Source organism: Pseudoalteromonas sp. C12FD-1, from assembly GCF_037414265.1.
Lineage (GTDB): Bacteria > Pseudomonadota > Gammaproteobacteria > Enterobacterales > Alteromonadaceae > Pseudoalteromonas.
Map to the genome: position 1 here is coordinate 1 of NZ_JBBEVD010000055.1, position 251 is coordinate 251.

Genomic DNA, 251 nt, shown 5'->3' on the forward strand with positions numbered 1-251 from the left:
CTTCTTTTGCAATTGCCCATATGTATGCAATCATTTCTCGAGCAATGGCGGTGACAACCAAGTTGTAGTGCTTCCCTTTGGCTATCATTTTTTTATAGCGCTTGCAGAGCCTAAGCTGTGCTTTCCATGCAATATCAATAATGTCTTTTGGTAAACCTTCTTGTCGTTTTTGCATATCTGTTGATATATTTGCTGCATATCGATAAGTGTGTGCACCTTCAACAAGAAGGCGTCTTGCTCGGCCGTTCCCG

General features: G+C 42.2%; 1 pseudogene. It reads right to left on the reverse strand.

The features are described 5' to 3' along the window. Positions 1–251: pseudogene (locus WDB87_RS08450) on the reverse strand (IS110 family transposase); the annotation flags it as partial.